The organism is Paenibacillus uliginis N3/975 (assembly GCF_900177425.1).
Taxonomy (GTDB): Bacteria; Bacillota; Bacilli; order Paenibacillales; family Paenibacillaceae; genus Paenibacillus_AQ; species Paenibacillus_AQ uliginis.
Genome location: NZ_LT840184.1, coordinates 1282273 through 1306523, shown reverse-complemented (window position 1 = coordinate 1306523; position 24251 = coordinate 1282273). Strand labels below are relative to the sequence as shown.

The following is a 24251-nucleotide window of genomic DNA, read 5'->3' as shown; positions in this document are numbered from 1 at the left end:
GATAAGACCCGATAAACGTTCTATCCCATTGTTACATGGTGCGACTCTTGTTTCTTCTTGGCTCTCTGATGGATTGAAAAATAAGTGTTGATTGTCCTCTTACAGGAGGTCTTATACTTTGAACCAGAAGGCACCAAGAACAGTAACTAGGGGGTTTTATCTTATGAGGTCTTTTGAAATATTGTTTATCATCTTTAATGTCCTATTGCTCGGTTGGTTGATATTTGCTAGAAACAAGTCACTGCGAGGACTGCTCATTGGTTTCGGCATTTCCGCCATATTCATGCTGACACACGGACTCGTCGAAGGCATACGTTGGCAGATGATTCCTGCCTATGCAATGACATTCATTCCTATCGCTATCCTCACTATCAGGCACTACCTTAAACCGAAGGAAGTGAAAAAGAAAGCATCTCCTGTTCGCCTTGTACTTATTACGACGCTCGCAGCTCTTTATTCTATCATCGCCGTGGCGCTGCCTCTCCTGCTTCCGGTATTCACCTTCGATAAGCCAACTGGACCGTACAAAATCGGCACCGTCACCTACGATTGGAAGGATGAGCAGCGGGAAGAAACTCTGACACCGGAGATTGGCGACAAGCGCGAGTTAATGGTACAGATCTGGTATCCTGCTGATTCGACAGCCAAAGGAAATGTAGCCCCTTATATTCCCAACGCGGATGTTTTTGCAGAGGGCTATAGTAAGATTCTGAATCTGCCTAAACTGTTGTTTTCAACTTTTGGTTATGTCAAAACGCATGCCATTGAGAACGCGGAGATTTCCAATCAGGAACCCGCTTATCCGGTGCTTCTTTTCTCACATGGATTTAGTGGACATAAAAATCAGAACACCTTTCAGATCGAACAATTAGTCAGTCAAGGATATATCGTGGTAGGTATGGATCACTCTTACAGCAGCACCGCCTCCATTTTTTCTGACGGTCGTGTGGCAAATTATATGCCGCAAGATACGAACTCGATCGCCTATTTAGATAAAGCCAATGAAGGATGGGTGGAAGACGCGAAGTTTGTGCTGGATCAAGTGGAGAAGCTGGCCAAGAATGATCCGGATCACCGTTTTTCAGGCCGAATGGATATGCAGAATGTGGGGATGTTTGGTCATTCCTTCGGTGGGGCGACAAGCACCCAGATGCTAATGACGGATTCCAGAATCAAAGTAGCTCTCAATATGGACGGCGTTCTATATGGCAAACTCCGGGTTCCGGCAGACGGGCTGAAGAAGCCATTTATGATGATGAGCGCCGATGACTCACTAAGAGACGCACGGAATTCGAGTGATAAGGAGTTTATCAAGTTTGTAGAGGAAACTCTACCACGGTACGAGCATGTACCCGTTGGTGGTAATTATTGGATGAAAATAAATAATATGAAGCATATGGGCTTCTCCGATTTATATCTATTTTCACCGCTATATGAAAAAATGGAAGGAGTCGATATCCGAAAGGCTTACCGCCTCATTAACGATTACTCGCTGGATTTCTTCGATCACTATTTAAAGCAACAGCCATTTAGCTATTGGAGCAAAATATTGGCGACCATCCAGAGTTTACGTTGCAGAAAGGCTGAGACCGAAGTTTATGATACTGAATACGAATAGCCCAAGGGTAGATACCCCTCAGCTGTTCGGTAAAGCATCACACACCCTGTTTGATATTTTTGAAATGGTCTTGCGGCGCCTGCAAGGGAAAGAGGGCATTCCTGGATTAGGAGTGCCCTTTATATTTTGATTGAGTAAGTTCATCATACGGCCGGCCTGAATCGCTTATTCCCCATAAAATACTTTGGATTGAAGCACATTCAGTGCACGTTCGATGTCCTCTAGTTCTTCTGCGGAAACATCCTTGATTCGTTCCAGGAAACGTCCCCCGATCCGTTGAAAAGCCCCGTCCATCATGGTCTGTCCTGCTTCGGAGAGCCGGATCAATTGCTTGCGCCGGTCTTCAGCAACGTCAAATTTTTCGCACAGATTTTTTTCGGTTAATTTCTTAAGCTCACGGCTCGTATTCGGCATGGAGATATGCTTACAGTCGCTAATTTCGCTTAGGGTAACAGGTTGGCTAACCGCGATATACTCCAGAATGCTATATTGAACGGGCGTAATGTCGTCCGGTTTGATATCTTTAGTTATTTCATGCGTCACTTCATGCACTGCTGTCGTAAAGGTCACGAATTTATGAAATAGCGCTACTTTGTCCATAACAATCACCTCATAATTGAAACAATAACAAATTAATTTTCATTATACAATTATCATTTGACAACTAAAAACATGGTGTGATACTATTTGGTTATCAAATGATAAGTATTGAGGTGGCATAATGAAAGTTTTAGTTATTTATACGCATCCGAATCATCGGAGTCTAAGTTATGCATTTTTGCAAAAAGTCATCCAAGGGAGCAGCGAGAACAAAAATATAGCGGAGATTCAGGTGCTTGATTTATATGAGGAGGGGTTTGATCCGGTTCTGGTTTTTAACGAGAACAAACGGAGAAGAGATATGCACATCGATCCTAAGCTAGAGAAGCACCGGGAGCAAATTCGTTGGGCTGATAAAATCGTGTTTGTGTATCCGATTTGGTGGGGGCGTCCTCCCGCAATGCTCTTGGGTTATTTTGACCAAATGTTTGCTTCGAATTTTGCCTATCGAGATCATGGGGGCTTACTGCCAGAAGGGTTGCTGAAAGGGAAATCGGCGGTTTGTATATCTACCATGAAAGGGCCTGCCTTCTATCCTTTATATTGGTTAGGTAATGCACATAAGATTCTCATGAGAAAAGCACTGCTTCAATACGTGGGCATCCGAAAAGTGAAATTTTTCGAATTTGGGAGCATGGAAAGTCCGAAAGGCAAACACGAGAAGAAACTAAATCAGGTCTTTCAATATTTTAAAGCTATAGCGCAATAAAATATAGATAATCAATGTGCCGTTCAGGCTGGAGGTTTATGCAGATGATACAACCTGATCCGTAAGCTCCCAGATTTGCCTACTGGATCTTTCCCCGTTGAATCATCACTTCAAACGTGTTTGCCAGTCATGCAGCTAGCTCCCGGCTGTTCGATATTGTTGCTTACATATGTTCAAGCTTCCACTGTATTCCTTGAAGCAGTAAGTGGTTTCCTTTCGAAAGCATGTGGAACTGTGGGCTTAGAATGGAACATAATGTAATGAAGCGTTCGATACGCTCTGTTGTGGGATTTAGTGAATGTTTGGCAAAGATGCGAAAAAAATCTTTTTTACCCATCGATTGCTCCGAGTTTTCATATAGCATAGCCATGTCCTCAACAATGGCCTGTACGATGGGGCTATCCGCCGATAACTTCTGCTTCAGTGCCGTATTCAGCCGGTTATGAATCCCCTCAAGCCTCTTAACCCAGGCAGCTGCATCCAATTGAGGCCGGTGTATCAGGTTAAAAAAGAGGAACTCCGCGTCGTTCTTAATATCGGCGATGAACAGGGGATCACAGATGAGTTCCTGCAATTCATTCCAGGCAACGGTATGTTTAGCCGATATTTTTACTTGATTAACAATATATTTATTGAAAAAATATAAAAACGAAGTTCTCCACTCTGGTGGAATTCCATCCAAAAAATTGGATGCTACCACTGTTTCATTTATAAATTGTTTTCGTTTTTCTCTACGTATTGTCCGTGCGTTCACCAAGTCATGGATATATCGAAGGGAGTTACCTTCATGCTCTTTCGCTTGACGCAAAATCGAGATCATATTCGTGAGCGTACTCACCTGTGTCTCCAAGGATTCAATCTGCCAGTCGAGAGCTTTGTCGACGGGTGTTTCTCCAGATATCATCTTGCTTATATCGTCAATTCCAAAATCCAGATAACGTAGGGTTGTAATCAGCTGTAAACGCCATATATCTTCCTTCGTATATAGTCGATGTCTTCCCTCGGTATAGCTTGTAGCCTTAAGTAAACCGATCTCGTCATAGTAACGGACCGTTTTTACGTTGGATCCGATCATTTTGGATGCTTCCCCAATCGAATACGTTCCATGTTGTGTTGTGGAATCAGTACCGTCATGTTTCTGCAAATTCGTGACGCTATTTGATTGCAAGCCATTCACCTTCGTGACTTAGTATAACATCTCCCCTTACAGGAGATTCAAGGAGGATATATAGGGAATGTCTTTGATAAGGACTGCTTGCATCACGATCAAATAACAAGGTGCTCTACCAACGTCCTGTATGATGACAAGACGTTGGAGAGCACCGCTGTATCTATCTATCCTTTTTGGAGAGCCATTCCGCCAATTCTTCTGTTTGAGCAAGAACTGCAAGCGGATCGTAATACCAGGAGCGTTCCTCAGGCCATACGTACATTTGCCCCTTATTGACCGCAGGGATACTGCCCCAGATCGGATCTGCCTTATAATCATCCATCGTACGCGAATTGGAAGTCATGATAATATAATCACCCGCATATTTGCTCACCATTTCAGCCGTTAACTCAGCCCATTGCTTCTCTAATATTTCCGCGGCCACCCCGCTCGGAGGTTTTCGCCCCAAAGCTTGATATACAGCCTGACCGCCACGGCCGAAATTATCACCGTACACCCAGATTGATTTTCCGCCATCTTCCATAATGCTGAAGGTGGCTTCCGCAGGAATTGCTGCATCGACTTTAGCTTTAGCAGTTGCAATACGCTTGTCATACTCCTCCAGCCAGGTTTTAGCCTCCTCTTCCTTGCCGAACAACTCGCCGAAATAAGTCAACTCTTCGTGGGCATTCTTTAAATCCCCGTAAGGAATCACGATGGTGGGTGCGATTTTGCTAAGCTGTTCATAGCTTTTATCTCCATTGCCGGTTATGATGAGGTCAGGGTTTAAGGCCACGATTTTCTCGACCGACGGATTTCCGTAATCCCCAATATCCTCGAGTCCTTCTAAAGATTCTTTAAAATAGTAGTTCTTGATTGTTAACCCTGGAGCTCCGACCGGAATAACATCAAGCGCAATAAGGCTGCCCAAATATTCTTCAGCGACAATTCGCTGCGGATGTACCGGAATTTCAATATCTCCATTAATGGTAGATACGGTTTTCACTTTGGATTCTTCCACCGAATTCGTCTCAACAGCTTGCGCTGGATCAGCGGTTGCAGTCTGTACAGTCTCCGTGTTGTTATTGCCATTACCTGTCTCTGTTGTTCCACAGGCACTGATCATAAGTGCCATTATGAGCATGGTGGTAATCAACGTGAGCCCCCGTCTGCTGAAATAACGTAAAGAAAACAATATAAATCCCCCTCATTTAACGATAACGATAATCATTCTCAAATAAACTTTACCTCCTGTCCCCTTAAATAGCTATGCCTTAAAATGATATCCGTTCATGCAAATTTGTGATGTCGTCTCAGCACCTTCATCAATTCGTGCAACTGTGCTTCTGAAGAGATGGGATCATACCCGAAGAATAAATCGGGCTGATTTAGGACATAGACTCGATTGCTCCTGACTGCATCCAAATTCCGCCACTCCTGTGATCTGAACAATACATTGACGCGTTCCTCACCATATGGGTGGTTAGGGAGTGATGTGATAAAAATATGATCTGCAGCATAAGAAGCGATTTCTCCAATATCGACTTCTACGAACCCATCACGATGCAAGCCCTCCTCCACTAGCCGTTCAGGTGGGCGAAATCCGAAATCATCATATAGAACCTGGCTACCTCTGCCAAAGCTACCGCTGAAGCAGTAGGCCGTGTCCGTGCATATCTCCCAGACAACAGCGGTTCCCCGCTCACCAAGCACTTGATTCAGCTCACCATTCACACGATCGGCAAGTTCGTCATAACGCGAGAGCCAATCCTCTGCCGCCGTTTGCTTATTCATAGTACATGCAATGAATCGAAATTGTTCACGCCAGCTCATCGTCTTGAAGGGCAGTTCCAGAACAGGCGCCAAAGAGAGCATCCTCTTATTCTCCTCTGCAGAATTGTAGCTAATAATCAGATCCGGACTGGATGAAGCCACTGCTTCATAGTAACCATCGGTGGCGAGCGTATGTGGATCGAAATGATGTCCTGTACTCAAGTTCTTGTTATATTGAGTCTGCTGTAGCCAAGGGGTATACACACCAAGCTCTGGAATGATGCCAAGTGCCAATAACGATGCGGTATGGTTAAGGTTCAACGCCGTGATACGTTTAGGTTTGCGTCTGTAGACCGTAGGGGACATGCCGACGGATTCTTTGAATTTACGGCTTAAGTACAAGCCCTCCTTATATCCTATCTCCTGCGCCAGCGCATTCAAATCTTGCGATCCGGTCAACAGTCGTTCTTGCGCTTTGCGAATTCGAAGCAGAGTCAGGTAAGCATTAAAGGTACGTCCGGTATGCTTTCGGAACATGCGTGAGAAATGCTCCGGACTGACACCCGACAGAGCGGTCATCTGCTCACGTGTTACATCTTTATGGTAATTCTTTTCTATATACTGAAGAGCTTGTTCCACCCAAGATTGTTGTAATGAAGAGTTCCTGAATTCCATCTCCCTATGTATCTCCTGCAGCAGTTTAATAAACAGAAGCTGCATCTGAAAAGGCTCGTCTCGATTCGGGCCTCTCCAGAAGCTCTCAAATTCACCAGCCATTCTTAGAATCTCGGACGAGATGGCATGAAGCGGAACAGAGCAATCAAGTCCATAAGATGCGCTGTCAGCTATAGATATGCACCGGTATTCTATATAAATCCCCCTTAACGGTGTTGCTCTTTTCGATTCTAGCTTCAAATCCGGCAAGGTACCAGAGACAAATACACTTCCCCTGGAAATTGGGTACGATCGATCATCCAAGTGCAACATACCGACTCCATCCTGGATGATCACGATTCGGTAATCCGCCCCTTGACTATCCCCGCTGGTGCTTGGAATCCCTTTCTCCAATCCAATTAAACGAATGGGTATATGAAAAGAATACGGGGGAAGCATGGCTGTTGGAGTTAACATTGAGTGCCTCCTTGATTATGATAATCATTATCAATTGATGTGATGTTATTATAACAGATGCGCTGCTCATCTGTTATGATAAATCCATTTTCAGAAGCTTTTCGTTTCTGAACAGACGAGGCGAAGCATGTGGAATTGCGGGCTTAGAATGGAACATAATTACTATCTCCTGTAAGTGGAGATTCAAGATCGTTCGGCATTCTCTATTACTTGCGTATAAGAAAATGATACTTTAAGGGCCGGGGATGCACCTCTGTAGGTCTCCCCTGGCCCTTGATATTTAAAAGTGATTACTCGCTAAATTTAAACTTTCCGATGCTGACAGATACAACTTCGCTGAGTGAATGAAGCCGTTCTGCTGCCTTGTGCAACGAATTGAATGCCGCAAGCTGATCGGAGGAAGAAGCACCAATCTGTTCTGTCGTTGCAGCTGCCTTTGAAGCAACGTCAGATATTTCTTGAATGGCATTTACAATATGATCTCTTAACAGTTCCATCTGCTCAATGTCGCTGTTGACTGTATGTACAAATTTAACGATCTGCTTGAACGTTACGAACATCGTTTCGAAAACAACGCCTGCATCGGCAACGATCTGGCTTTGCTTGCTAGCAATCTTTTCAGTCGTATTCATGATAGATAACGTATTGAAGAATTCATTATTGATATTTGAGATCGTATCTTTGATTTGTGCAGTAGCTTCGAATGACTGCGTCGCGAGCTTGCGAATTTCAGTAGCTACGACTTCAAAGCCTAGTCCAGCTTCACCTGCCCGAGCAGCCTCGATGCTGGCATTCAAGGCAAGCAGCTTCGTCTGTTCAGTAATATCGTTAATCGTCTGTACAACAACGTTAACAGAAAATCATTTACATTACATACAATGCTCATTATAATGGGATTATCAAAAGAGCTGCGCAATCTATGTTTGTTTGCATAAAGCGATTAAAGGATGATTTTTTTCCTTTAATCGCTTTTTTTGTGAGTTTATTGAAGTGATGGAGGTAAATTGAATGAAAAAAAGAGCTTTTGATATGATTATGCTGCTCGTCGGAGGATTTATTTTTGCTCTGGCGGTGAATCTGTTTGTCATTCCCAATGATCTCGGAGAAGGCGGAGTTACCGGGATTTCAATCATTCTGTATTATTCATTTCAGTGGTCCCCGGCACTTGTCAGCATCGTTATCAACGGAATTTTGCTGATCATCGGCTACAAATTGCTGGACAAGAGAACGACGTACTATACCATCATCGCTGTTGCTTTTAACGCCCTGTTTTTACACTTAACAGAGAACTGGCAGATATCCTCGAGCGAACCCTTAATTAATGCTATTTTTGCCGGACTGTTTGCCGGTGTCGGGATTGGACTGATTATCAGGGTTGGAGGCACGACGGCAGGTACAGTAATTTTAGCCCGTCTCGCGAATAAATACTGGGATTGGAATGTTAGCTATGCCCTGCTGTTTTTTGATCTCATCGTTGCCGGAATGTCCATCTTTGTCATTGGGGTGGAGAAGGTCATGTTTACGGTTGTCCTCCTCTATATCGGGACCAAAGCTATGGAGTTCATCATCGAAGGCTTGAATCCTAAAAAAGCGGTGACCATCATTTCGGCCCATCACGAACGCATCGCAAATCACGTTACGGAGGTCATGGATCGCGGGGTGACGGTGTTACGAGGGTACGGTTATTACACCGGACAAACGAAAGATATACTCTACATTGTGATCAGCAAGCAGGAGGTTTCCAGTCTTAAAAAAATCGTTCGGGCTGAGGATGTAAACGCCTTTGTCACGATCCACGATGTAAGAGATGTGTTTGGAGAAGGTTTTATTGATATTTCAAAATAAAAACCGGAAATTACCGCTGAATTCCTGGTTACCTCGATTTTCCAAGGGTTACCGAACCGCCGTTGTTGCCATGCCGTAGTAGTCTGGTAACAACGGATGGAAGCCGGGGGCCTACTTGTTTATGATGCGCCCGATCCGAAAGGAGTATAATAATCTAAGACGGAATGAGAACTGAAAGGAGAATATAAACCATGAAAAAAATTGCTGCTTTATCCCTGTCATTGGCGCTCTCTGCGTCACTTACAGCCACCTCGCTTGTTTTAGCTTCACCTTCTGCCGAGGCCGCTTCCTCCAAGGAATGGATACATATCTCAGAACGTACGACTTACTACGGTGATGTGGAGAATGGCCAGCCAGACGGACGCGGAACCATCAACTGGGGAGATGGCAAACAATACTCAGGTGACTTCAAAAACGGTAAGCGTTCCGGTAACGGAAAATATATCAATCAATATATAAAAGAAGGCGAACAGCACAAAGTCGTATACAGCGGGTCCTGGAGCGGGGACAAAATGGAGGGTACGGGTACACTGACCCATAAAGTGACTCTAGCAGACGGCACCGTACGATGGAACCAGATTCAGACCGGCACGTTCAAAAACAATCAGCTTCAAAGCGGTTATGACGTCATTCATGCGCTAGCCGATCCGGATTACAGTTTCAGCTACAAAAACGGTACTGAATCACTAACCATTTTGGGTAGTAACGTGAACATATTGGAGTCATGGAAAACAGGTAGGATGTTCAGCGCGCAGTATAAAAACGGGTCTGTCAACAAGGAATACTCCTTCTTCCCAGGCGACACGAAAGCAGAGCAGCGTAAACATGAAGCCGTACTAAAATATTTTCAAAGCATTCAATCTAAAGTAACACCGCACCTGCAGCAGTTCCAAAAAATGTCCAAGCAGGTTCCATTGAAATAAGCGAGTGTGCATCTCATAAAAAGACAGAAGAACCCGTCTCTCCATCAGTGAAGAAACGGGTTATTTTGTATACCGATAAAAACCGTTAACAGCTTAGTTTATTTGATGCAGTTTATCTGCTAAAGACCGAAGAAGGGGTCCATCAATCAATCCAAGACCCCGGCGTCCTTCCCGAATCGAAGAGCCGAAATGAACCTCCTTCACACCCGTTTCTTCAATAAAGGATAGGATCCCTTCCGGCGTCAAACCGTAACCAGCAAGAATTCGAGGCCCGCCTTCCTGTGAACGCTCTACAAGCCGCTGTAGTTGTGGAACCGACTCTGGTGCAGGCGAAGGACCACCAGAAGTCAAGATACGGGAAATTTGCGAATAGCCGCTAAGCACCTCATACGCCGCTAGTTGATCCAATGCTTCGTCAAAAGCCCGGTGATAGGTAACATCCAGAGATCCCGCCTCAGCCAATAACTTTTCCAGCGCCGGCACATCAATCGTACCCTCCAATGTCAAAGGCCCCATAACAATCCCTGCCGCTCTGGTAGTCTTAATTCGAGTTATATCTGCCAGCATCGTTTCCAAATCCTCGTCATCCATAATAAATGACCGGCTGTGAGGACGAATCATCACATTAACCGGAATATTAACTCTTTCAGTTACACGCTCGATTAATCCTATGCTGGGGGTTAATCCCCCTTCCGTTACCGCTGTAATTAGTTCAATTCGATCCGCACCGCACTCTTCTGCAATCAAAGCATCCTGAAGCGTAGTCGCGATTACTTCCAATATCATAACAATACCTCCTTACCATTCTCGTAAAGTGTACCCGTACAATGCTGCGATAAGACATAGTCGGCAAGCAAACGTGCACCATAGCCGGTAGCACCTGATGCTGAATAGCCCGCATCCCCTTTATACTGTACGGTTCCAGCCATGTCGATATGAACCCACTTCATAGGCTTGGTGACGAACCTGCGTATAAAGAGTGCTGCGGTAATCGCCCCGGCCAGTGATGAGGAACCAATATTACTAAGATCCGCATAATCGCTATGCAGCTCCGACTCATATTCATCTATAAGCGGCATCGGCCACAATCTCTCCCCATTTCGATCACCGATGGAAACTAGGCGTTGTGTCATGGCCTCATCACCCCATATACCTGCAATACCCAGTCCCAGCGCTGCGCCTACGTTGCCCGTAAGCGTCGCAATATCAATGGCTTCAACCGCTCCAAGTGCTGCGGCGTGTAGCAGTGCATCCGCAAGCACCAGCCTTCCTTCTGCATCTGTATTAGCTGCCTGAACCGTTATACCATTCGGGAATGTAACGATTGAAGAAGGTAGCATAGCATGGGCATCCGGCACATTTTCGGCGACTGCAATCAGCGCCACCACATTGACCTTGGCACGTTGTGAAGCAAGAATATCCATTGCACCAGCAACTGCCGCTGCACCTCCCATATCCATTCGCGCATCACTTATATCTTTACCGCTCTTTACATTCATGCCGCCCATATCAAATGTGATTCCTTTGCCGACAAGACTTATAAGCGGCAGTGACGCATCCCCTTCATACCGGAGCTCGATCATGGCAGGTGGGTAAACGCTCCCTGCCCCCACTTTGAGAAGGCCGTTCATTTGACGTTCCGCTAATTGCTCACCTCTATAAACCGTGACCTTTACGGGTATATCCTTAAAACGAGCTTTTATCCACTCAACCATCCGGTCCGGATGCAAATAATCAGGTGTTTCATTCACGAGGTCCCTCGCAAACACAGTCCCGGCCGCCCGGATTTTAGCCGTTCTTATGACCTGCTGTAGTTCGTTCTCTGTCATCTCCGGCCAGTCTCCCGGATGAATTTGCAGGGTTACCTCCACAGGCAGTGGGAATGAGGTTCGGTATTTATTAAATTCGTATAGCCCGAGCAACCAGCCTTCCAACCAAGCTTGAATCCACTCGGATGATGTCACTGAACTGAATGAACAGCATCCGGGATCTGCCTTTCGAACGAGACAAGCCGACACCAATCCTTCCTTCTGAATCTTTCGTGCGGACAAACCTCCCGCCCGCCGTACGGTTTCCAGATCCAGCCTGTTACGCTCACCCAAACCGACAACGAGGATATCTCTATCTTCCTCACTGCGGCTGAGAAACCAAACCGTATGGCCTGCTTTCCGGTATGCATCGCGGATCGGGTAAATAAACTCTTCTTTCTGATATAACGGGTATATCTGAACATCCGTTTTTCGGTCTGCAATCAACTTAATATGCATATTTATCCCCTCCCTGCTTAACCTTGTAACGAGAATATCGCCTTGCGCTCACCGACTACCAGACCGTTGTCATTTACGATTTGGTTCGGAATCAACTCATATAAACTGTCGATCGTATGCTGGTTGCTATATCCAATAAACCTCAGGATAGATGCAATGATACTCGGCCATACCTGCTCCGATCCGTCGGATACCTTCAGCGATATTCCAATTCGTTCTTTATGAAGTCCAATTCCATAAACACCTTTTGCGCCGCCTTTAGCTGTCAAATTTGAATCTTTTAATAGTGTGGAACAAACAAATTGGGTATCTGCAATCATGTTCGGATGATTATTCATCAGCTTGGATATCCGCTCTGCCGCAAGGCGTGTCTCCTCATTCGGGATCAGATCAGGGCAAACCAGCTTCAGATATGCTAAAGCAATCGATTTTAACGGTACCGCAAAAATCGGAAGCCCGCAGCCATCCACTCCCAGACCAATCTGCTCTTGCGAAACCCCGGTAAACAGAGCAAGCGTTTCAATGATTTCCTGCTGAACAGGATGCTCCAGTCTGTAATATGTCTGAGAATCCCAACCCATATGTTTGCTAAGGGCGATCAATCCTGCATGCTTACCGGAGCAGTTATGAAATACTCGGCGCTTCTCTTCGTTCCCACGCAGTCGTTGAGACTTAGCATCTTCATTCAACGGATAAGTCGGGCAGCAGTGCAATTCTTCTTCCTGAATGCCTGTTTTACGCAAAATGGATTCCAGGGCGTCGATGTGAAAGGCTTCACCCCGATGTGAGGCTGCAAATAGCGCGGCTTCTTCCCCAGTTAGTCCGTGCTTCTCATCTATACGACGCTTTATTACCGGTATAGCCTGAAACGGTTTAGCGGCAGAGCGGAGAAATGTCACATGCTCAGGATCCCCTGTGCTGTAAAGCACTCCCCCTGTCTCATCCACAACACTAATTGCCCCGTAATGCACATTTTCCAGCAACCCGCCCCGATATTCCTCAACCAAAGCAGTAAATCCAGTCATTTTCAATCCACCTTTTCATCAATTTTTCGTTCTATTCCAATGAAAAAAAACGCGTCTGAGCCAGCAAAGCGGAACCGATCATAACACCGTCTTCTCCAAGGGCAGTGTATTGCAGGCTGAATGAATCGCGCAGCGGCTCCCACACAAATCGGTTAAAGCACAAATCCTCAATCTCCTGTCGAATCTCCGGAAAATTCTCGATCAACTCACCGCTCAAAATAACAATGTCGGGATTATATACACAGAGCACATTGTTCACAGTAATCGCGATATAAGTGAGTGCACGCTCGATCAGTTGTACAGCCCACATCTCTTTGGACCGCCGGGCTTCAAAGAGCTCCTCCAATGTATCCACCTTGCGGATCTTGTTCGCTTCAAGCAGCAACGCGCTTGTAATGATATACGTCTGCAGACAACCTGCTTTGCCGCATTCACACATCGCACCGTTCGGATCAATGGTCGTATGCCCGATTTCACCGGCACTATTGGATTCCCCCCGGTAAATCTCGCCCTCAATAATAAGAGCCGAACCCACACCTGTTCCGAAACCAAGCAAAGCTGTCCGCTTAGAACCCGCGGCAGCGCCACGAACATGCTCGGCAAGCGCCTTTACCTTAAGCTCGTTATCTACCGCCACCTCATATCCTGTTAACGCTTTCAATCGTTGTGCGATATCAACGTTTCTCCAACCCAATTGTACAGAGAAAACCACTTGGCCATTCTCGTTATCAACGATTCCGGGAAGACCTACCCCAATCCCGGCGATACGGGAGGAATCAAGACCTTCCGACTCTACTGTCTCCTGCAGCATACGGACAATAGTGGAGAGCGTCATCTCTACACTCTCTTCGGGTATCCGGTGATGAACTTTGGAGACCATTACGGCGCCATTTACATCCACAACACCAAGACTGATCCGGTGCTTATCGATCTCCACTCCAACGGACAAAACAGAATTTCCCTTCAGTCCTAGCATTGTTGCTTTACGTCCTAGTCCAGAAGATATCTGCTCAAATTCCGCAACATATCCTTGATTCGTCAGTTCTCCAACGATCCGGCTGACTGTTGTCGGGCTCATTCCTGTCTTCTTTGCTATGGAGGCTCTGGATATCGGACTGTCGTTCTTAATCAACTCATAGACGGTTATTTTGTTTTGCTGTCTCATAAAATCCTGGTCGTGCTTTTTCATTGAAACGCCCCTATTTATTTTCTTCATTGGATTAATGCTCCTCATATAACGTCAATATCTGGCGTATAACGAGCATATTTCATGATCAAAATTGTTCTTTTCTAAATTCATCAACCTATTTACTCCAGTCACGATAATAATAATCCGGCTCGGATAGATCGTCAACCATATAACACATTATTGATTTTAAAATTCTCGAAACTTATTTATCTGCCCGAATAAAGTTGGCGATACAAAAAAAACGAGAAGATCCCGCATCATTCGGGATCTCCTCGCCTTATAACTTGCTGCTGTTGTGAATAGCTTATCGTGCTTCAGGTATGTCCACAACCGGATTCACATCCGCGTCATAATCCACGCCTTCGGTTTCAAAACCAAACAACTGGAAGAACTCGCGACGGTATCCTTCAAGATCCGTAAGCTCATGAATGTTCTCGCTGCTCACCTGGTCCCACAACTTGATCACTTCTTCCTGCACATCCGGGCGGAGCTCCCAGTCATCAATACGGATGCGGCCCTTCCCATCGACCGGGGTTTCTTGACCGGAGTACAAACGCTCTGTAAACAACCGGTAGGTCTGTTCGATGCAGCCTTCATGAAGCCCTTTCTCTTTCATGACCTTATAAAGGGCAGACACATAGAGAGGAACAACAGGAATCGCTGAACTGGACTGCGTTACCAGTGCTTTGCTGACTGATACGAATGCTCGGCCTCCACCGTCTGAGAGCTCCTCATTCAATTTCTGAGCTGTCGCCTCCAGATGATCCTTCGCCTGTCCGATTGAGCCATCCCGGTAAACGGCTTGTGTGATATCCGATCCGATATAGGAGTATGCAATCGTTTTGACGTTATCTGTCAACACACCAGCTTCGCGAAGCTGATGGATCCACATTTCCCAATCCTCGCCTCCCATAACCTCAACCGTGTCACGAACTTCCTGCTCCGTTGCCGGCTCGATCGTTATTTCACTTACTTCCCCAGTATGGAAATTGACCGTTTTGTTCGTATACGTCGCTCCAATAGGTTTAAGAACAGAGTTTACAGCTTCTCCAGTCTTCGGATTTGTGCGTCGAGCCGATGCCACACTGTACACGACCAGATCCACATGACCCAGTTCACTTCGGATCAGCTCGATCACTCTTTGTTTTGTCTCATCGGAGAACGCGTCTCCGGTTACACTGAATGATTTAAGGTTGGCTTCCCTCGCCGCTTTCTCAAACGCAGCTGAATTGTACCATCCGGCTGATGCTGTTCTCTTCTCGGTTGCCTGGCTCGGACGATACACCCCAACCGTGTTGGCGTGCGCCCCAAATGCCGCAGCGATACGCGCTGAAAGACCGTACCCCGTTGAAGCACCAATGACGAGAACATTGCGAGGACCTTTAATCTCAGGTTTGGACTTAATATACTCCACCTGCTCCAGCACCTGACGAGCGCAGCCTTCCGGATGGGCGGTCGTACAAATAAAACCGCGTGTTCTAGGTTTAATAATCATAGGTTTAAAATTCCTCTCTTTAAATCGAATGATATCTTTCTTATTCTTGAGATCCTGCTATTCCTATTCTAACAATTTTTTCGAAAACGAAAACCTTTCATAGCGAAAATGTTGCGATTTTAGTGTATTACTGGACATTTGCCGAGATGTGGAGTGATAATCTGCATAGAAATCTAAAACCATGTTATCATGTCATATGCAGACATATTAATCACTTTTGAAAAAGCCAACGGATAAATCCCCTCCAAATCTAACAAGTGAGGTAATGGACATTTTATGAAAGCAACCACATCATTACGAGCATTCAACTTCTTATACTTTGCACTGCTGGCGATTTTCATTCCCTTTCTACCCGTATATCTAGCTGAGCAAGGATTGAACCCAGCGCAAATTGGATTTATCGTAGGCAGCGGCGGTATTATAACGATATTTGCCCAGCCATTATGGGGGATGATCAGTGACCGGACCAAAACGGTCCGGAAGGTTCTCCTTCTACTGCTTATTTGCTCCAGCATAATCGGATACTTGCTATATGCATCAAGCAGCTATTCCATACTCATTATATTCGCCATGCTGTTATATTTTTTCCTGATGCCGATTGATCCCTTAACAGAAAGTTTGAACTTTCGCGTATCGGAGGCTGCCGGAATCAGCTACGGCTCCATTCGTACATATGGTGCACTCGGCTATGGCGTCATGGCGCTATGTTCTGGCTATTTCATGTCCTATATGGGTGCCCACAGTCTTGCCTATCTGTTCGCTGGAATCGGACTTATCAGCTTTATCATCATTATAGGAATGCCCGATGCTCCGGTAACAGGAAAGCCGGTTTCTCTTAGCAGTCTGAAAAAATTTCTGAGCAACAAAGAGACCTTGCTGTTCCTCGTGCTTGTCTTCATCAGCTCCGTTCCTGCACGAATGAATGACACGTTCCTCGGTGTTTATATCAAGGAGCTGGGAGGAAGTCCAGAGCTAGTCGGGCAAGCCTGGTTTATCGCTGCTGGGAGCGAAATTGCGATTTTTGCCCTAAGCTTCTGGTGGCTTCGGAAAGGAAAAGAACTTATCATCATTACGATAGCTGGTGCCTTTTATTTTCTGCGGTTTTTCATATCGGCATGGGTTACAGATCCTTATGTACTCGCCTACCTGCAGGTTCTGCAGCTGTTCACTTTTCCAATCTTCTACTCGGCCGCAATCCAGTATCTGTACCGGATCGTTCCCGAGGAGTGGCGTGCAACAGGCCAGACCGTTCTGGCTCTCCTGTTCTTTGGGGTTTCTGGCATCATTGCATCGTATGCAGGAGGAGCTATCTATAACGCCTTTGGCGGACAAACGCTGTACTTATCCGTCTCCGTCATGTCGTTTATCGGTATGCTATTCGGTGTGGCACTCACCCTCAAGTATGGCCGCAGTGTAAGAGCGGGCGGGACAACACAATAGTAAAGAAAAACGGCTCGCAATTGAAACCCTTGCGAGCCGTTTTTCCAACCCCGAAGCTTACATCACCTTACTCAACGTTATTGAACTGCTTCGCGTTTCACCAATTGATCATTAAACTTTTGAGTGAACTCTCGATCCTTCATTTTGTCTTGAACGAGCTCACGCCAGTTCTGTTTATTTTGCAATAAAACCAGACTTCCCTCTCCACCATACCATTCCTCGACTGTCTTTCTCTGAATCGTAAAGACGGCATCTTCGAACGTCAAGCGCAGTGCCTGCAAGTTATCAATCATTACAAAATTCGCAGTAGCAACATATAAGAGCATTTCCTGTAGCTTCGCAGTTTCAAGCTCAGCCGATAAAACTTTATATTTCAATTCCGCAGTCAATTCATCAGGATACAGCTGGAATGTGTTGTTCATATCGCTATACGGGAGAGAGTTGTTGAGATTAATAATATTCCCGGCGTTACCCATGTATTTGCTTCTAAACTTCAAAGAGCGCGATATATCGTGAGTATAAGGACTTTTTTGTTCCGCTTCATACTGTGCTGCCTGCTCTCTTGCTTTCGGCTTGGCATACCCTTCAATGGCAATGATGCCTCCGATTCCAATAATGAGCAGAATAAGAATCCATATGTTTTTCTTACTCATCATTCACTCACCTCATACTTTTGAATAAGTCGGTCCGCCTTGTGAAACAGCAGTGGGATGATTACAGTGATCAGTGGGATGACAATCTCCAATACGATAACGTAAAAAGCATAAGGGCCATCAATCCGGATACTTCGTCCGAACCATAAATCACTGCCAAATCGAGTCATCAGCGTATAAGCCGTAATTACGGCAGCATATATTCCCCAAATAATCCACACTACACGACTCAATCTCTTTACTCTCACCGTATTGATCATAGCCGTCCGTTGCTCATCCTTTTTACTGCGGGACAGAAAGAAGAATATCCCTGATAGTACGATCAGTAAAATAAGCAAGTTATTAGCCATCATGCCCATCGGCATAAGCCGTAGCGGAATGGTTAGAATCCAGGCAATCAACGTGTATAAGAGCACATTCTGCGTCATGTCATACCGGAAATGGTTAATATATATCTTCTGGTTGTCATCAATTAAATTATCAATCGCTTCAATATCCTCTATGGCGAGACAAACAGCATGCTGATACTCCATTCCGTTGTCCATATAATCCGTTACTTTAGCCTCCAAATTACTAAGAACTTCGTTTCGGAGATCTAATACGGCTCTGGTCTTTCTATGATTCGCAAATAAACGGTCAACAAAAATTTCTAAATCATTTCTGCTTGTCATCATTTACTGCTCCTTTCCATAACCAATCAGGACGTCAATAATTTCCCTCGCTGCCTTCCACTCTTCCCAATTCTGAGTGAATCTGTCCTGCCCCTCCGCCGTTAACGTATAATATTTGCGCCGTCCTCCTTGCGTCTCTTCTCCCCAATAGGAAGTAATGAAACCCTGCTTCTCCAATCTTCTTAGACTTGAATACAAGGTGGGCTCCTTCAGCTCAAAGCGATTGTTGCCGCGTAAAGATATTTCCTTAATAATCTGGTAACCGTAATTATCTCCGTCTTTTAACACCCTCAATATAAACGTATCAATATTACCGCGAACCAGGTCGCTGTTATGTAATGACTCAATCATCTGTTTTCCTCCCTCATATTGGGATGAGTACAACTTAACACATATAACTATGCGTGTCAAAGTAATATCTGTGTCACATATCTTTTGTTTTAACGATCCTGTATACTATAAATAAGGCAATATTTAATGAAGGGGCCGCGTTCAACACGGCCCCTTCTTCTGTCTGCGTTCTGTATAGCCACTTCATCATGCAATGATCCATGCCTGCCATTCTGCAACTTCTGGAGGAAACTTCAATTGCTTCGAAAATTCTTGAGAACACTTAAATATTACTTTTTATCGCTGCTTCGTATGAAAAACAGCGACCATCAAATTGCTATCGGTTTTTCTTCCGGTTTTTTTCCTTGCTGGTACCCTACCTTTGGGATCGATATATTAATTGCCATGGCATTTAGCCGGATGGTTCGGGGCAATATGGCAGCCGCTGTAATTGCCGCATCCATCGGCCAATTGCTCTGGCCTCTGCTTTTTTTCATTAATTATAAAATCGGAGTCCTGGTCAGCCATCTCTTCTCTTCTACGACACCTATCAAACTCCAAGATGTAATCCATATACCTGTTCCGGATAGAAAGTATTCCGTCCTAGCCGATTATTTTAGCAAACTCGGCGATATGGGCTTAAACTTCCTAATCGGATCTATTGTAAATAGTCTTGTATCCTCTGTCGTAGTTTATTTTATATTCCGTCTGTTATTGTGTTACTACCGTAAACCCCTACTCTTAAAGATAAAAAGAACATCCAAAAGGAAACGTGCCCAAGTAGAGCAAATTAAAGATGAAGAAGCCTCGTGATGATCGAAAGACAGCGTGAGGCTTCTTTATTTTATTTATTGTTTTACCCTTCAGAGCTTGAAAAGACAATCCTAGCCAATGGATTTGATCCTTACACATAAATACAACTAACACGTAAAAAACAGAGAAAAAAGAAACTGAGTATTTTGTCATGAGTCCAAAGTTGTAAAAATAACCTAAAAAAGGAAGTCCCCGCTTGAGTCCTGTATTTATTTGAGCATCTATTCCTATAGAAATAAACAATTTCAGATTGTAGAATTCAAGGTTGAACACATCCAATTATTGGATTTTTATTTATCATAACCTAAGTCAGGTTACCTCGAAGGGGTTGATCATGATTACAGCCAGATCTCGATCCATAAATATATTTCTTGGCTTATTCGTAATCGTATTATTGCTTGGAGGATACCAATCCATAGCTAACAAGACCTCGACCAAAAATAGCAGCAATGAGGAAAAAATCATTGATCAAGCCAAGGCTACAGCCATCAAACATTTAAAAAATAAGTATGAGCTGGATGTCGAGATAACGCAATCAAAGATGCTTCCATCATATATAGCTGGCGCGAAGTCATATTGGAAGGACATGTGATCGGAAGTAAAAAACAAAATTTCGGTATTAGTGTGAATTACGAAAAAAACGAAGTATTTTATTTCGGCATGAGCCCGGAGCTGGTTACAACGATAAGAGGCAAGGGTTACGAACCGTTTATCGAAAAAAATAAATTTTAGGGGTACCACAATCTTGTTTGTTTTTTCAGCAAACTTCGAAGGGGTTGAACGTTATTAAAGCTAGATCTCGATCATTAATAGCGCTACTTGGTTTTCTCGTTATTATTATATTGCTTGGAGGATGTCAACAAATGGACAAAAACAATAACGCTAATAATGGTAATAGAGAAGAGGCCGAAATCATTGATCAAGCCAAAGCTACCGCCATCAAGCATTTAAAAGATAAGTATGAGCTAGATGTTGAAATTACGGAGGAAAAAATACTTCCAGCATATATAGCCGACGAAGTCAGATTGAAAGGAAACGTAATCGGAAGTAAAGATCAATATTTCAATATTACTGTCAATTACAAAACGAATAAAACATCAAATTTCGCTATGAGCCCAGACCTCGTTAAAGCGATAAGAGACAAAGGTTATGAACCGTTTATCAAAAAAAAATAATTTCTGGAGGTACGTAACTTGACTACATCGTCCAGAATCGATGATGAGACGTACAAATTAATGTCCAGCTCAGCCTATGATGATCTAGAAAAGGATCAAGAACTTGAAGAACTTCCAGGATGGAAGGTATTAGAAGATACTGAAAGCAAAGCATTTTCCGGATTTGATGCGGTTACTTTCGTAAATCATGAAACAAATCAGGCAGTAATAGCTTTTAGAGGAACAGAAGGAGACGCAGAGCTTAGTCGCTCCGGGCCTGATTTTTTAAACGATATCGATATCGGTCTTGGTGAAATAAACAGAAAGACAGAAATTAAGCTTCCTTGGGATGAACAGGTTACTAAATTTGAAGATGCCGTAGGTATAACCCAACTTAATAACTGGATGGGCGAAGCTTCAAAAGAAGTAGATAAATTCTTCCAGTTCCCAGGAACAAATCAGCTCTATCAAGCCGAGGATTACGCTAAAGAAATGCAGAGCAAATACGAGCACCTTAACTTCACCTTGACCGGCCACTCTTTGGGAGGAGCAAATGCTCAATATGCATCGGCCTATACAGGAATGAATGCCGTTACCTTCAGTGCACCTTCGGTTGTGGGTAGTCTGACCCCAGACGCTAGAAGAAAAGCGGAAGAGGGTCATTTTGACTCCCAGATTATCAATTTCGCTCATCCCGGAGACATTATTGCTAGTGGTGAATTTGGCGGTTATGAAGGCCATGTAGGTTCGACCTATTATATTGACTCCAACTATAAAGATGCTAACGATGGTGTCGGTATTAAAGAAAAAGCCTACAACACCTTGGACGGACCCAACTATCATCATCTTGATCGCTACAACTTTAAAGATGGATATATTTCCAATCCAGTATTTGATGGAAAAACTGGCGAACCCGTGGATTCACCACGAATCCCTTCTTCCTTCAACCTCTTCGATGAGGTGAAGGATATGATTAGCGGAGTTGGAAGTGCATTGACTGCTTTTCAAAAAATGTCTCTTGCCGCTGGAGCATCTGTATCCGCAGCTGCAGGATCAGCATCCGCAGGAACAATCCAGGTTACGCCAGCAGAGCTTCGTAGTGTCGCAGAACGGTGGAAGTTAAATGCCCAGCAGTGTCACGCTGAATTGGAAGGAATCCGGCAGAGTCTCTCCAGATATATGTATTCTAGCCATAGCCGCCGTCTGCAGCCGATCGTTCAGCAACTTGATACCTCTATTGTCTCCATGAGTCAGTCGCATCTCCAGCATACGAATGAGATATTACACTATATCAATCATAAAGCAGACTTGTTCGAACAGACAGACAATAGCTGATTGCGGCAGATAACAGAGTATATATAACAATCGGGGGAGGAGTCAGATTTGAACGGGGAAATTCTTCTAGAACTGAACGACCTGCTGCAGGCGGAACGAGAATTGTCAGGTCTACTTGCAAGCATGCGTACAGATGTACAGGAAGCCAGAACACTATACGACCGACTGCACGATTGGAAGGGACATTCAGCGAATGTGGTCAGGAACCAGATCGAAACTTTTTTTGAAGATATGTCACGTAGGATCTATGAGATCGAACAGCAAAAATTGGAACTGGTTCGATACGTTCAACACATGAGGCAAGTAGACGGCATATCGTGACTAACCTATATGAAATAAAGAAAACATAAATCAATAGATGAATGATATAAAAAGAACAAAGAAAAATTGCACTGTCAGAAGATGACTCCTTAACTCGTTTGGGCTCATCTTCTTTCTTGTTTGTCTTTTTCAACGAATATACCTCTGGGTCAAATTGCTACACTTTTTACAACAATAAGGACAAGGAGCTGGTTATAATTAAAATAAAGTCCAGAACAATCATGAACCTACTTTTTTTCATGGTCATCATTTTTCTGCTGGGAGAATGCCAACAAATTATCAGTAAAAATATCGCTAAAAACGCTAAAGACCAAGAAATCATTGATCAAGCCAAAGGTACCGCCATCAAGCATTTAAAAGATAAGTATGAGCTGGATGTCGAAATAACGAAATCAAAGATGCTTCCATCATATATAGCTGACGAAGTCATATTGGAAGGAACTGTGATCGGAAATAAAGAACAAAATTTCAATATTAGCGTGAATTACAAAACGAATGAAACATCAAATTTCGGCATGAGCCCAGAGCTGGTTACAGCGATTAGAGCTGGTTACAGCGATTAGAGCAAAGGGTTATGAACCGTTTATCGAAAAAAAATAAATTTTCTTAATCCCGATGTCTCTCAAAGGCTCGACAAATTGTACAAAGAGCTGTCCGTATGAAGACTAAGAATCCGAAGGACAGCTCTTTCTATCCGCTTACAATTTATTGCTCTTGTATGTACTGTTTGTATTCCTCAAACGGAATAAACTGTACCTTTTCTGCTACATATTGTCCATTATTGAGACCATAGGTGATTTCTAAATCGCCGATAAATGCACTAATTGAAACGTTACCTCCTGTACGTAGTACCAGCTTGTTATTCTCAACAGCATAGTACATCACAGCGCCGAATCCCATCTCGGTCTGATCAACATAATCAAAATCCGGAATATGCATGTTCACATTGTTCTGCGAGCCTTTAATATCAACAGTCACATGAAGCATGTCGCCATCTTTTTTCAGCTGGGTTGAAACCCGTTTCTTAATCGTATCTTCCAGAGACTCGACAGGTATCTCCTTGAAGTTTACAGGATTGACCACATGAATTTCCTGCACATGCAGCCCGGTTCCCGAGCCTTGATTCAGGATAACCACAACTTCTGATTTACCATCTTTATTCAGGTCCTGCACCGTCATCTGGGGTACATCCTTCCAACTTAACGGTGTCTCCCAGTTATACTTATGACGTTTACCTGCTGCTTCCAATACAAGCCCTTCAAAAACACCGTCCTTCTCATCCATCCCAAAAAGCTTTACATCGGGCCGATTGTCCGCCACTGCAATCGGCCTTTTTCCATTAGACTTCACCATAATCGCTTGAAGATCCTTGTCCCATTCCACTTCAGCACCCGTTATCTGCTCCAGCAGCGAGGCTGGAATCATAGCTCGACCATGAACAATATAAACAGCTGTGTCGAGGGTAATTTTCTTTTCTCCGTTGACTACTGTCCTGCTTCCGTTCTTCATTACATACTGTTCGCCATCTGACCAGACCGTTACGCTTCTGCTCTTCTGATCCCATTTTAGCTTCATTCCCGACCATTCTCTTAGCATATAGACCGGTAGGAAAGGGTTTCCATTCTTAATTACAGGATCTGTATCCAGCTCAACGATCTGCTCATCAGTCCGAAGCGACAATACGGCAGAAGATGCAGCAGATGCAGAAGATGAGCTATCTGATATGTGAATGACCGATGAAATTAAAGCAGCGGCAATAAATGAGCCCAGTAATTTTTTCATATATATAAAATTCCCTTCTTATATCCC

Annotated in this window: 25 protein-coding genes; 11 read left to right on the top strand and 14 right to left on the bottom strand. The window is 44.3% G+C overall.

The annotated features are described in order from the left end of the window. The first annotated feature begins 163 nt into the window (after positions 1 to 163). Positions 164 to 1618 carry an alpha/beta hydrolase gene (locus tag B9N86_RS06110; protein WP_244562970.1) on the top strand — a complete coding sequence of 485 codons (1455 nt, stop codon included), beginning with the start codon at positions 164 to 166 and terminating at the stop codon, positions 1616 to 1618. A 165-nt stretch (positions 1619 to 1783) separates the two neighbouring features. On the opposite strand, the gene B9N86_RS06105 is transcribed toward B9N86_RS06110, so the two are convergent. Then, on the bottom strand, positions 1784 to 2218 hold the full coding sequence (locus tag B9N86_RS06105; protein WP_208918220.1) for a MarR family winged helix-turn-helix transcriptional regulator: 435 nt from the start codon (positions 2216 to 2218) through the stop codon (positions 1784 to 1786). Positions 2219 to 2339: 121 nt separating this feature from the next. Between B9N86_RS06105 and B9N86_RS06100 the strand changes: the two genes are divergently transcribed. Continuing rightward, on the top strand, positions 2340 to 2927 hold the full coding sequence (locus B9N86_RS06100) for an NAD(P)H-dependent oxidoreductase (protein ID WP_208918219.1): 588 nt from the start codon (positions 2340 to 2342) through the stop codon (positions 2925 to 2927). Positions 2928 to 3090: 163 nt separating this feature from the next. Here the strand turns inward: B9N86_RS06100 and B9N86_RS06095 are convergent, their stop codons facing one another. From B9N86_RS06095 to B9N86_RS06080, 4 genes are all read right to left on the bottom strand, one after another. After that, positions 3091 to 4104, bottom strand: coding sequence for a MerR family transcriptional regulator (locus tag B9N86_RS06095; protein ID WP_244562969.1), 1014 nt, complete (start codon positions 4102 to 4104; stop codon positions 3091 to 3093). A gap of 154 nt (positions 4105 to 4258) precedes the next feature. Then, on the bottom strand, positions 4259 to 5275 hold the full coding sequence (locus B9N86_RS06090) for an ABC transporter substrate-binding protein (RefSeq protein WP_244563124.1): 1017 nt from the start codon (positions 5273 to 5275) through the stop codon (positions 4259 to 4261). A gap of 92 nt (positions 5276 to 5367) precedes the next feature. Then, positions 5368 to 6981: a helix-turn-helix domain-containing protein gene (locus B9N86_RS06085; protein WP_208918218.1), complete on the bottom strand. Its 1614-nt coding sequence runs from the start codon at positions 6979 to 6981 to the stop codon at positions 5368 to 5370. Between the two features lie 290 nt (positions 6982 to 7271). After that, positions 7272 to 7778: a methyl-accepting chemotaxis protein gene (locus B9N86_RS06080; RefSeq protein ID WP_244562968.1), complete on the bottom strand. Its 507-nt coding sequence runs from the start codon at positions 7776 to 7778 to the stop codon at positions 7272 to 7274. A 211-nt stretch (positions 7779 to 7989) separates the two neighbouring features. On the opposite strand from B9N86_RS06080, the gene B9N86_RS06075 reads away from it, so the two are divergent. Both B9N86_RS06075 and B9N86_RS06070 read left to right on the top strand, forming a co-directional pair. Continuing rightward, positions 7990 to 8826: a YitT family protein gene (locus tag B9N86_RS06075; protein WP_208918217.1), complete on the top strand. Its 837-nt coding sequence runs from the start codon at positions 7990 to 7992 to the stop codon at positions 8824 to 8826. 191 nt (positions 8827 to 9017) lie between these two features. Next, positions 9018 to 9749: an MORN repeat-containing protein gene (locus tag B9N86_RS06070; protein WP_208918216.1), complete on the top strand. Its 732-nt coding sequence runs from the start codon at positions 9018 to 9020 to the stop codon at positions 9747 to 9749. Between the two features lie 93 nt (positions 9750 to 9842). Here the strand turns inward: B9N86_RS06070 and B9N86_RS06065 are convergent, their stop codons facing one another. The 5 genes from B9N86_RS06065 to fabV all read right to left on the bottom strand — a co-directional run bounded on the left by B9N86_RS06065 (position 9843) and on the right by fabV (position 15725). After that, entirely contained in the window at positions 9843 to 10535 is a 693-nt protein-coding gene (locus tag B9N86_RS06065; protein ID WP_208918215.1) for a copper homeostasis protein CutC, read from the bottom strand. After that, the gene (locus tag B9N86_RS06060) at positions 10532 to 12016 is read right to left on the bottom strand and encodes a leucyl aminopeptidase family protein (RefSeq protein ID WP_208918214.1); all 1485 of its coding nucleotides are present in this window, start codon (positions 12014 to 12016) and stop codon (positions 10532 to 10534) included. Before B9N86_RS06060 ends, B9N86_RS06065 begins: the two co-directional genes overlap by 4 nt. A gap of 17 nt (positions 12017 to 12033) precedes the next feature. Continuing rightward, the gene (locus B9N86_RS06055) at positions 12034 to 13041 is read right to left on the bottom strand and encodes an asparaginase (RefSeq protein ID WP_208918213.1); all 1008 of its coding nucleotides are present in this window, start codon (positions 13039 to 13041) and stop codon (positions 12034 to 12036) included. Between the two features lie 31 nt (positions 13042 to 13072). After that, positions 13073 to 14230, bottom strand: coding sequence for an ROK family transcriptional regulator (locus B9N86_RS06050; RefSeq protein WP_208918212.1), 1158 nt, complete (start codon positions 14228 to 14230; stop codon positions 13073 to 13075). A 304-nt stretch (positions 14231 to 14534) separates the two neighbouring features. Beyond that, the gene (gene fabV / locus B9N86_RS06045; RefSeq protein WP_208918211.1) at positions 14535 to 15725 is read right to left on the bottom strand and encodes an enoyl-ACP reductase FabV; all 1191 of its coding nucleotides are present in this window, start codon (positions 15723 to 15725) and stop codon (positions 14535 to 14537) included. Between the two features lie 276 nt (positions 15726 to 16001). On the opposite strand from fabV, the gene B9N86_RS06040 reads away from it, so the two are divergent. Beyond that, a complete protein-coding gene (locus B9N86_RS06040) occupies positions 16002 to 17165 on the top strand; it encodes an MFS transporter (RefSeq protein WP_208918210.1) in 1164 nt (387 codons plus the stop codon). A 77-nt stretch (positions 17166 to 17242) separates the two neighbouring features. Here the strand turns inward: B9N86_RS06040 and B9N86_RS06035 are convergent, their stop codons facing one another. The 3 genes from B9N86_RS06035 to B9N86_RS06025 are packed head-to-tail and all read right to left on the bottom strand — an operon-like array spanning position 17243 to position 18840. Then, positions 17243 to 17821, bottom strand: coding sequence for a DUF4825 domain-containing protein (locus tag B9N86_RS06035; protein WP_244562967.1), 579 nt, complete (start codon positions 17819 to 17821; stop codon positions 17243 to 17245). Continuing rightward, a complete protein-coding gene (locus B9N86_RS06030; RefSeq protein ID WP_244562966.1) occupies positions 17818 to 18492 on the bottom strand; it encodes a permease prefix domain 1-containing protein in 675 nt (224 codons plus the stop codon). Before B9N86_RS06030 ends, B9N86_RS06035 begins: the two co-directional genes overlap by 4 nt. Further along, positions 18493 to 18840 carry a PadR family transcriptional regulator gene (locus B9N86_RS06025; protein WP_208918209.1) on the bottom strand — a complete coding sequence of 116 codons (348 nt, stop codon included), beginning with the start codon at positions 18838 to 18840 and terminating at the stop codon, positions 18493 to 18495. Between the two features lie 252 nt (positions 18841 to 19092). On the opposite strand from B9N86_RS06025, the gene B9N86_RS06020 reads away from it, so the two are divergent. The 6 genes from B9N86_RS06020 (at position 19093) to B9N86_RS05995 (ending at position 23005) form a co-directional block, all read left to right on the top strand. After that, positions 19093 to 19632, top strand: a complete 540-nt coding sequence (locus tag B9N86_RS06020) for a DUF2062 domain-containing protein (protein WP_244562965.1) — start codon at positions 19093 to 19095, stop codon at positions 19630 to 19632. A 334-nt stretch (positions 19633 to 19966) separates the two neighbouring features. Beyond that, positions 19967 to 20224, top strand: a complete 258-nt coding sequence (locus tag B9N86_RS06015) for a hypothetical protein (RefSeq protein WP_208918207.1) — start codon at positions 19967 to 19969, stop codon at positions 20222 to 20224. A 271-nt stretch (positions 20225 to 20495) separates the two neighbouring features. Beyond that, a complete protein-coding gene (locus B9N86_RS06010; RefSeq protein ID WP_208918206.1) occupies positions 20496 to 20807 on the top strand; it encodes a hypothetical protein in 312 nt (103 codons plus the stop codon). Positions 20808 to 20867: 60 nt separating this feature from the next. Continuing rightward, positions 20868 to 22121, top strand: coding sequence for a Tle-like phospholipase domain-containing protein (locus tag B9N86_RS06005; RefSeq protein ID WP_208920124.1), 1254 nt, complete (start codon positions 20868 to 20870; stop codon positions 22119 to 22121). Between the two features lie 48 nt (positions 22122 to 22169). Then, entirely contained in the window at positions 22170 to 22442 is a 273-nt protein-coding gene (locus B9N86_RS06000; RefSeq protein ID WP_208918205.1) for a hypothetical protein, read from the top strand. Positions 22443 to 22663: 221 nt separating this feature from the next. Continuing rightward, the gene (locus B9N86_RS05995; RefSeq protein WP_244562963.1) at positions 22664 to 23005 is read left to right on the top strand and encodes a hypothetical protein; all 342 of its coding nucleotides are present in this window, start codon (positions 22664 to 22666) and stop codon (positions 23003 to 23005) included. Positions 23006 to 23147: 142 nt separating this feature from the next. On the opposite strand, the gene B9N86_RS05990 is transcribed toward B9N86_RS05995, so the two are convergent. Beyond that, positions 23148 to 24224, bottom strand: a complete 1077-nt coding sequence (locus B9N86_RS05990; RefSeq protein ID WP_208918204.1) for a copper amine oxidase N-terminal domain-containing protein — start codon at positions 24222 to 24224, stop codon at positions 23148 to 23150. Positions 24225 to 24251 lie beyond the last annotated feature (27 nt).

What these genes read in the sequence shown, in the direction of transcription:
- B9N86_RS06050 (WP_208918212.1), bottom strand. Translation starts at nt 14,230, where the DNA reads ATGAAAAAGCACGACCAGGATTTTATGAGACAGCAAAACAAAATAACC.
- B9N86_RS06070 (WP_208918216.1), top strand. Translation starts at nt 9,018, where the DNA reads ATGAAAAAAATTGCTGCTTTATCCCTGTCATTGGCGCTCTCTGCGTCA.
- fabV (WP_208918211.1), bottom strand. Translation starts at nt 15,725, where the DNA reads ATGATTATTAAACCTAGAACACGCGGTTTTATTTGTACGACCGCCCAT.
- B9N86_RS06100 (WP_208918219.1), top strand. Translation starts at nt 2,340, where the DNA reads ATGAAAGTTTTAGTTATTTATACGCATCCGAATCATCGGAGTCTAAGT.
- B9N86_RS05990 (WP_208918204.1), bottom strand. Translation starts at nt 24,224, where the DNA reads ATGAAAAAATTACTGGGCTCATTTATTGCCGCTGCTTTAATTTCATCG.
- B9N86_RS06040 (WP_208918210.1), top strand. Translation starts at nt 16,002, where the DNA reads ATGAAAGCAACCACATCATTACGAGCATTCAACTTCTTATACTTTGCA.
- B9N86_RS06110 (WP_244562970.1), top strand. Translation starts at nt 164, where the DNA reads ATGAGGTCTTTTGAAATATTGTTTATCATCTTTAATGTCCTATTGCTC.
- B9N86_RS06030 (WP_244562966.1), bottom strand. Translation starts at nt 18,492, where the DNA reads ATGATGACAAGCAGAAATGATTTAGAAATTTTTGTTGACCGTTTATTT.
- B9N86_RS06025 (WP_208918209.1), bottom strand. Translation starts at nt 18,840, where the DNA reads ATGATTGAGTCATTACATAACAGCGACCTGGTTCGCGGTAATATTGAT.
- B9N86_RS06005 (WP_208920124.1), top strand. Translation starts at nt 20,868, where the DNA reads ATGTCCAGCTCAGCCTATGATGATCTAGAAAAGGATCAAGAACTTGAA.
- B9N86_RS06060 (WP_208918214.1), bottom strand. Translation starts at nt 12,016, where the DNA reads ATGCATATTAAGTTGATTGCAGACCGAAAAACGGATGTTCAGATATAC.
- B9N86_RS06010 (WP_208918206.1), top strand. Translation starts at nt 20,496, where the DNA reads ATGGACAAAAACAATAACGCTAATAATGGTAATAGAGAAGAGGCCGAA.
- B9N86_RS06055 (WP_208918213.1), bottom strand. Translation starts at nt 13,041, where the DNA reads ATGACTGGATTTACTGCTTTGGTTGAGGAATATCGGGGCGGGTTGCTG.
- B9N86_RS06035 (WP_244562967.1), bottom strand. Translation starts at nt 17,821, where the DNA reads ATGATGAGTAAGAAAAACATATGGATTCTTATTCTGCTCATTATTGGA.
- B9N86_RS06075 (WP_208918217.1), top strand. Translation starts at nt 7,990, where the DNA reads ATGAAAAAAAGAGCTTTTGATATGATTATGCTGCTCGTCGGAGGATTT.
- B9N86_RS06065 (WP_208918215.1), bottom strand. Translation starts at nt 10,535, where the DNA reads ATGATATTGGAAGTAATCGCGACTACGCTTCAGGATGCTTTGATTGCA.
- B9N86_RS06105 (WP_208918220.1), bottom strand. Translation starts at nt 2,218, where the DNA reads ATGGACAAAGTAGCGCTATTTCATAAATTCGTGACCTTTACGACAGCA.
- B9N86_RS06015 (WP_208918207.1), top strand. Translation starts at nt 19,967, where the DNA reads ATGATTACAGCCAGATCTCGATCCATAAATATATTTCTTGGCTTATTC.
- B9N86_RS05995 (WP_244562963.1), top strand. Translation starts at nt 22,664, where the DNA reads ATGAACCTACTTTTTTTCATGGTCATCATTTTTCTGCTGGGAGAATGC.
- B9N86_RS06085 (WP_208918218.1), bottom strand. Translation starts at nt 6,981, where the DNA reads ATGTTAACTCCAACAGCCATGCTTCCCCCGTATTCTTTTCATATACCC.